The sequence below is a fragment of the Planktothrix sp. genome (assembly GCF_046067725.1).
Taxonomy (GTDB): Bacteria; Cyanobacteriota; Cyanobacteriia; order Cyanobacteriales; family Microcoleaceae; genus Planktothrix.
Genome location: NZ_JBJUDF010000266.1, coordinates 1 through 6729, shown reverse-complemented (window position 1 = coordinate 6729; position 6729 = coordinate 1). Strand labels below are relative to the sequence as shown.

Below are 6729 nucleotides of genomic sequence, written 5' to 3'. Positions count from 1 at the left end.
AACAAACGAGAATTCTTTTCTGAGAATTGTAGAATATTTGTTTAAGGCAAACTTGTTAATCTTCAATTCTCTGGAATGATCTATCCAATATCTAATCGCTTTGTTGCGAACAAATTGGGTCGTGCGAATTGCTGGCTCAATTGCTTGATATTGACTAGGTTTGCCTTTAACTTTATATTCCAGAACTCTCATGAAAATTTCCGGGTTTCGACCGGTTTCTATGTTAACATAAATCAGAAAAATATTCACGGGGAATAAATTCCCCTGAGTCGTTTTTCATCTCAGGTCTGTTGGCGTAGCCTGCCGTAAGGCATAGACACGCTCGTTTTCAATCTCCCACCTTGGTCTTATAAGGGTATTAACCATCACCCACTGTGATCATAGAACGTCTTGCTATGCCAATCTACGATTATTTCTGTCCCAGCAACAACCAAACCATAGAAGTGATGCACTCCTATAGTCAGGAAGTCAAAACCTGGGGTGAGGTTTGCCAGTTAGCTCAGTGTGACCTCGGAGATACCCCGGAAGATACTCCTGTACGTCGTGTGATCAGTGCGCCAATGCTATCAATTCCGGTGTCTAATTCCGATTACAAAAATGCCGGGTTTACCAAATTAGTCAAACGAGATCAAGGAGTCTATGAAAATGTTACAGCATCCGATTAACAAGACTCAATAATTAATTCTTCTTTTCTTCTTGATTTTTATCATCCATAAATCCCTTTAACTTCCTATAAAAATCAGGATGTTTGAGGGATATTTTATCGATTTGATCCGGTTTTAATTCAGGACTGGCTTGAGTTTTAATCGATTGTTGACTTCCTGATTCCTTGATTTCATGAATGAGTAACGGTTCTGAAGTATTGCTGTTTAGCAATAAATCTTGGGGACAACCATAACAAATTAAACGCTGAAAATCAGCCGTAAAATGATAAATAGGTTGTCCTCGTCGTTGCCAATAAATTAAGATTTGTTGTACCGAAATCGCTTTATAACGTCCTTGATATAATGCTTCTAGGATGGCTAAAAATACCCAATCCGCTTGATATTGTTTTAGCCATTGATCAATAATCTGTTCCGAAGTCTGCTCAGACAAATCAAAACCATAATACTTCAGTAAAGCAGCAACATCGACCACAGGCAGGCTTAAGTCTTCGACTCTCAGGTCTTGTTCGTCCCGATCTGGAAACGGAAATTCTAAAGCAAACACAGCAATCACCTCCTGGGTGTCAATATAATCTAAGGGGGTAATCAGTGATCAGTGATCAGTTGTCAGTGTAGAAACTTACCCTAGCACCTCTCTACTGAAGTTAATGATTTCCCTCCCTCTCCCCCAACTCCCCCTCCTCCCCCAACTCCCTTAAGGTTCCGGCGTAGACCCAAAATCCGGGTCAGGAGTTCCCACCCAATTAAAATCGCTAATTCTTAAATTAATACTACCAATTCGGCGCACCGGATTAATCCGTAAAATCACCCCATAGGTACGACGACTATATTCTAATGTAAATTCATTATTTAATGATAAACCCGTCTCTAAATTCACCGCAGATTCAATTCCAGCCCTTAATCCTCCATAAATTTGTTGCACTAATCCCATCGTTAAGACTCGTTGATCCACTAAACGATCAAACAAAAACGGAGATTGTCCATCTAAGAAAACTTGAGTATAAAATAGACTGAATCCGGTATAATCTAAAAAGTCTTTAGAAAAATGACCTAATTGTCCTTGTAATCCCACCGACGCGCTGAGATAGGATTGGGAATAATCTTCACTATATTGGGTGGCGACTCCCCGGGTAATAAACGCTAATTTAAGAAACGGAATCACAGGTTGAGGCGTATATCGTAACCCTTCGGTGGGAGTAGCCGGAAGCCGTTCTCCTTGCCATAATAAAATCGGATAAATTAAGGTTCCTAACGCTTCATAACGATCTAAAGTCACTCGATCATTCGGACGAATTGGTTTCAATAATTCCGGGCGATCAGTATTCGCATTTACCGATTGATAGGACGTTTGGAAACTCAATTGAGCTCCTTGATCATTTAAACGAATCACCGGAGAACTCAGGACAGCCCCTAAACTACTGTGAACCGTACGATAACCCAAGGTTCCATTGAATAAACGGTTGCGATAACTATATTCTCCGTTGAGGGCAAATCCAGCCCCCAGTTGTTGGCGTATCCGCACACTCCCCCGCAGGGCTTCTTCATCGAGATCGGGAAAGTTTTCTAAGGTATTGAGAGATAAAAACCCCCTTAACTCCGTCGTTGGGGTAATTGCACCCGATAATTGAGCTTCTAACCCCAAAGAAGCAGGTTCAAACGGGGTGAGATTCTCTTGAAATATCCGTTGGAGTAACAGTCGAGGTGCAACATCTAAGGTAACAGGGCCTAACGGGACGCTGGGAAGATTCCCTTGAATAAAATAGCCACCAAAATCTCTAAGATCATAACCAATGGTGAAGGGGAGCGGTTGTTTTTGGCTACGATCAAGAACGGTACGTTCTCGGAATAAAGGCAGAGTAAAGGATTGATCCAGCACTAGGCGAGATCGGGTAGTAATCAGTTCATCTCGTAAAGGCGAAATCCGGTTAAATCGCGCGGTATCAGCCCTAACTTCCAATTCTGGGGGAGAAAACGGATCGTTCGTAATTCTCACGTTTTCGGCTTCCCATTCCCCATTCCCAAACAAATCAATGCGTTCGGCGGCAAATCTCAGGCGATTAACGCTTCCTTGAACCCCAAACAGTGACCCTCCTCCGGCGGATACCGTCGCGTTTAATCCCGTATCGGCTTTAACGTTTTGTACCGGTTGGGCGGCGGTAATGCGATCGCTAATGGGACTGGGAAGGGTAGAAGTCACGCCTGTCATTAACGGATCAACAATGGCTAGATCGGTGGCGACGGTGCGAGTGGAAACGGTGCCTTTGGCTTCGTACACAGACCCGTTATTCTCCACAAAGTTATAGGTCATGCGATCGCCCCGAATCACTTGATTTCCGCGAGTTAGAGCAACATTGCCTTCGGCGGTTACTTGACGGTTGACTAAATTAATTTGGGCTTGATCTGCCTCAATTAAGGATTGACGAAACCGCACCATAACATTACCTGTGGCGATCACAATTTGCCGTTGTTGATCATATTCTTGCCGATCAGCCGTAATTTCTACCAGATCTTCTGGGGTGGGGACTGGGATCACGGTGGGTTGTTGCGGGTTCCCTGGCGTGATGGCGATTTCCTGACAAGTTTCAGGTAAACAAGACTGTTGAGCTAAAGGAAAGGAAAGACCCGAATCCAACCGATAGGGTTGAGACTCTTCTGTTAAGCTAAGGGTAGGGCCCAGTAAATCAGCCGTTCCTAAGTGAGATTCTTCAGGGGGAACAGAATAACGAATTGTCGCGTGAGCCCTAACTTGGGTAGCACGGGAGTCAGAAGGCAAAGATTGCCCTAACTCGTTCAGGGCTGTGATCTTCCCTGCTGAAGTGTGATCAAATGCAGGCAGGGTGCGAATCAATGGTGGCGGTTCAGGGGGTGATACCGGGTAGGGCATACTTTAGCAACACAATTCCACAACATAGCCCGAACTCGACAGTGTAAGGGACTGGGGCTGTCATTAGCCACAAGCCCTAGGGTTTATGACTAATGACCATTAAAGGTTTTATCATATCAAGGATTTTGTTCACAGAGGTTGTTGGCATAGAGTGTCTTGTTATGCCCCAACTTCTGTTGAGACAACTTCCACGCCGTTCTATTCTAAGTCTCTGCGTTTGGGGTTCCGGGCTGGGTCATTGGACAGAAATCCAAACACAAATAACGCAACAAAGAACAGAACGACGATATTAACGATAATTTTTAGGGTCAGCATTGATCAATGTCTCCGGGGCTGCAAGAGTCTATGTTATAGCTGTTATGCCGGAAGCACAACTTTATCATCATATCTCAAAATCCCCTTTCGTTTAAGGATTCTTTTTCTGCTTTTGCCCCTTGACAATCCTTTGCTTTGTGTTAATATTATGATAGGAAATCTGTGCGCGCCTATAAGGTCATTTTTGGAAAAAAGGCTTCCCCCCCAGAGATTAATCACCCCAGCCTAATTTTTCTCATAGTGGGTTAACCAATACCAAGCTTTAAAAATCGCGGCTTCAACTTTCACCATCATGTGATCAAGCCACTCTAAAATCTTTTCTAGGGGATGTTTAATATATCCTGTTGAGGTGACTTTCGCGTCTAACCAGTTAGGTTGAGATTCGGGACTGGATGCTGAGGGAGAAGCAATCGCGATTTCAGAAGAGTCTATAACACAAGGATTCGTTTTTGTCAAGGGCTTTTGAGAAGTTGCAGAAGAAGTGGGAGAAGTGATAGCGGTTTTTTCTGAGGTTACGGGACGGAAGGAAGATTCAACCTTTTGTAAAACTCGTTTTTTTCCACTCCCCTGACCTGGGTGGGTCAAGGGTTGCGGGGGTGATTTTATGGTTTTTTGCGATAAGCTAGGTTTTGTCGTTTTCAGTTTAGATAAAATAGTATGGGTTAATTCATCGGCGGTTAACCAAGGATCTTCTACGGAAGTCAGTTGAGGAGATGCGTTTGACTTTGTACCTGTAATGATTCCCGAAGTCGGTTCAGAAATATCTTCTGAAGAAATAGTAGCCTGACGGTCAACAAAGAAATAATCAATCGCCGCTAAAATTAAACATTGAATTTTATAAAAATATTCATCAACGCCTCGTTCTAAAGACGAGTTGGAAGAAGTCGATAAATCAGGTTGAGTTGGTTTTTGCCAAACTTGAACCATCGTTTTTCCAAAAGTTTGACTTTGGGTAACTAAACGATGGGTAACTTGAGAAATCGGAATAATAGAATAATCTTCAACCTGTGCGATCGCTCCATCTAAACTTTTAATGAATTCAGGAGAAGGGATCGGGAAAGTTACAGCTTCAGTAACATGGGATTCTCCAAAACGATTCATTTTCACTGCAATAGAGCTAGTTTGTACCCAACCCATGATCTGTTCAAACCAACGTAGGGGAGGAAATGAAGTTAACTCTAGGTTGTGAGGATGCTGAAATTGCGGTTGAGCTTCTAGGGTAAGATTATCTAAAATAACATTATCGTTTTGAACGATAACTAAAGTTTGGGAGTCGAGTTGACTGGCTATTCCTTCAATTTCTAATTCACCCAAATTTTCTACTTCAGACTTGGCTGGAGTAATAACCTGATCTAAACTCTGAACAACGGGAGCATCAAGATTAACAGATTGAGGGGTTTTGGAATCAACCGTTGAATTCAGTTGCGGAAAATGTTGTTTAATCGCCGTCCCTAATTGGTGGTGGGTGACGCGAACGGTTTGGAAGAGAAAATAAACCGGATAAAGTGCAGTTTGCAGGACGATTTCAGTGGCAAACTTAACATAGCGCCAAGTTCGACTTCCCTCATCAGTCAATTTTTGAGTCGTTTGAGAGATAAAATTAAAAAATCGACTTTTGTACGGCCCGGAGTCAGCAACAGTCATGGCAACAATGGGTTTATTCAGTATTCTCCCCCATTTAATATAGCAGAAAATGAATATTTCTACAGCAACTCTCCGACTCAAACTGACTCAAGTTGCAGAACAATTGCGTCAGTTGACCCAAGTTAATCTCCAATCACAATGGCACGCTATCGACTTGATGTCGGTCACTGAACCGATGGGGGTGGATCAACGAGGCTATATTGTTTGGGAGCAGGGAAAACAAAGACTAAGATTAAGACAAAAAATTATTGTTCCTCCTATTTTACACGGTTATCCGTTAACAGGTTTAAGTTTAAGAATTCTCTTAAGTTGGTGGGCACAAGACGCTCAGATTTTTATTAATCATCAGTTTGTCCAAGCCGGAGATTTATTCGATAATTATACGCGGATTTTATTAAGTCCGTCGGTACAGCCTGGAGATGAATTTGAAGTCGAAATCGAGTTGGTCAGTCCGGGTCATGACTCCGGTGCATTAGTAGCGTCCAAATGTTGGTATGAAGTTTCCGACTCTTCCCGAATTGATCCGGTTTTCTTAGCGGATGAATTAGAAATTTTGGGGATAATTTTAGACGAAGAACCTCTCCCTCCTAATTTAGAACCTGAGTTCATTTCCCTATCGGAACAATTAGATATTATTTTTGACGATATCCTTCCCGAACAGCTTCCTAAATTTGAAACTCGCCTCCTGCAACTTCGTCAAACCTTACAATCAATTATTCCCCAATTACCTAGCTACCAAATTCGCTTACTCGGTCACGCCCATTTAGATTTAGCTTGGTTATGGCCGATAGCAGAAACTTGGATAGCTGCTCAAAACACCTTTGAATCAGTTCTCAACTTACAAACGGATTTTCCTGAACTGATTTTTTGCCATTCTTCCCCGGTTCTCTATGAATGGATAGAACAAAACCGTCCTGATTTATTTGAACAAATTTTAAACCAAGTTCAAAACAAAACCTGGGAAATTACCGCCGGACTTTGGGTCGAACCGGAACTGAATCTGATTAACGGAGAATCTATCGTCCGTCAGGTTTTATACGGACAACGCTATGTTTTAGAAAAAATAGGTCAACTTTCGACCGTTGCTTGGCTTCCTGATACCTTTGGATTTTGTTGGCAACTTCCCCAAATCTTCAAACAAGGCGGTATTGACTATTTTATAACCCAAAAACTACGCTGGAACGATAGTACAAAATTTCCCTATGGATTATTTCAATGGCA

At 42.4% G+C, this 6729-nt stretch carries 5 protein-coding genes and 2 pseudogenes; 2 read left to right on the top strand and 5 right to left on the bottom strand.

Features of this window, described 5'->3' with window-relative positions:
• A pseudogene (locus tag ACKPEB_RS16430) lies at positions 1-192 on the bottom strand (hypothetical protein); the annotation flags it as partial.
• Positions 193-395: 203 nt separating this feature from the next.
• Between ACKPEB_RS16430 and ACKPEB_RS16425 the strand changes: the two are divergent.
• Positions 396-665, top strand: coding sequence for a zinc ribbon domain-containing protein (locus ACKPEB_RS16425; protein WP_408967623.1), 270 nt, complete (start codon positions 396-398; stop codon positions 663-665).
• Positions 666-678: 13 nt separating this feature from the next.
• Here ACKPEB_RS16425 and ACKPEB_RS16420 read toward each other — a convergent pair whose 3' ends face one another.
• From ACKPEB_RS16420 to ACKPEB_RS16405, 4 genes are all read right to left on the bottom strand, one after another.
• A complete protein-coding gene (locus ACKPEB_RS16420; protein ID WP_408966034.1) occupies positions 679-1209 on the bottom strand; it encodes a hypothetical protein in 531 nt (176 codons plus the stop codon).
• A gap of 150 nt (positions 1210-1359) precedes the next feature.
• Positions 1360-3549, bottom strand: a complete 2190-nt coding sequence (locus ACKPEB_RS16415) for a DUF3769 domain-containing protein (RefSeq protein WP_408966033.1) — start codon at positions 3547-3549, stop codon at positions 1360-1362.
• A 198-nt stretch (positions 3550-3747) separates the two neighbouring features.
• A complete protein-coding gene (locus ACKPEB_RS16410; RefSeq protein WP_072720239.1) occupies positions 3748-3864 on the bottom strand; it encodes a photosystem II reaction center protein I in 117 nt (38 codons plus the stop codon).
• A gap of 225 nt (positions 3865-4089) precedes the next feature.
• Positions 4090-5508: a hypothetical protein gene (locus ACKPEB_RS16405; RefSeq protein ID WP_408966032.1), complete on the bottom strand. Its 1419-nt coding sequence runs from the start codon at positions 5506-5508 to the stop codon at positions 4090-4092.
• A 49-nt stretch (positions 5509-5557) separates the two neighbouring features.
• Between ACKPEB_RS16405 and ACKPEB_RS16400 the strand changes: the two are divergent.
• Positions 5558-6729: pseudogene (locus tag ACKPEB_RS16400) on the top strand (alpha-mannosidase); the annotation flags it as partial.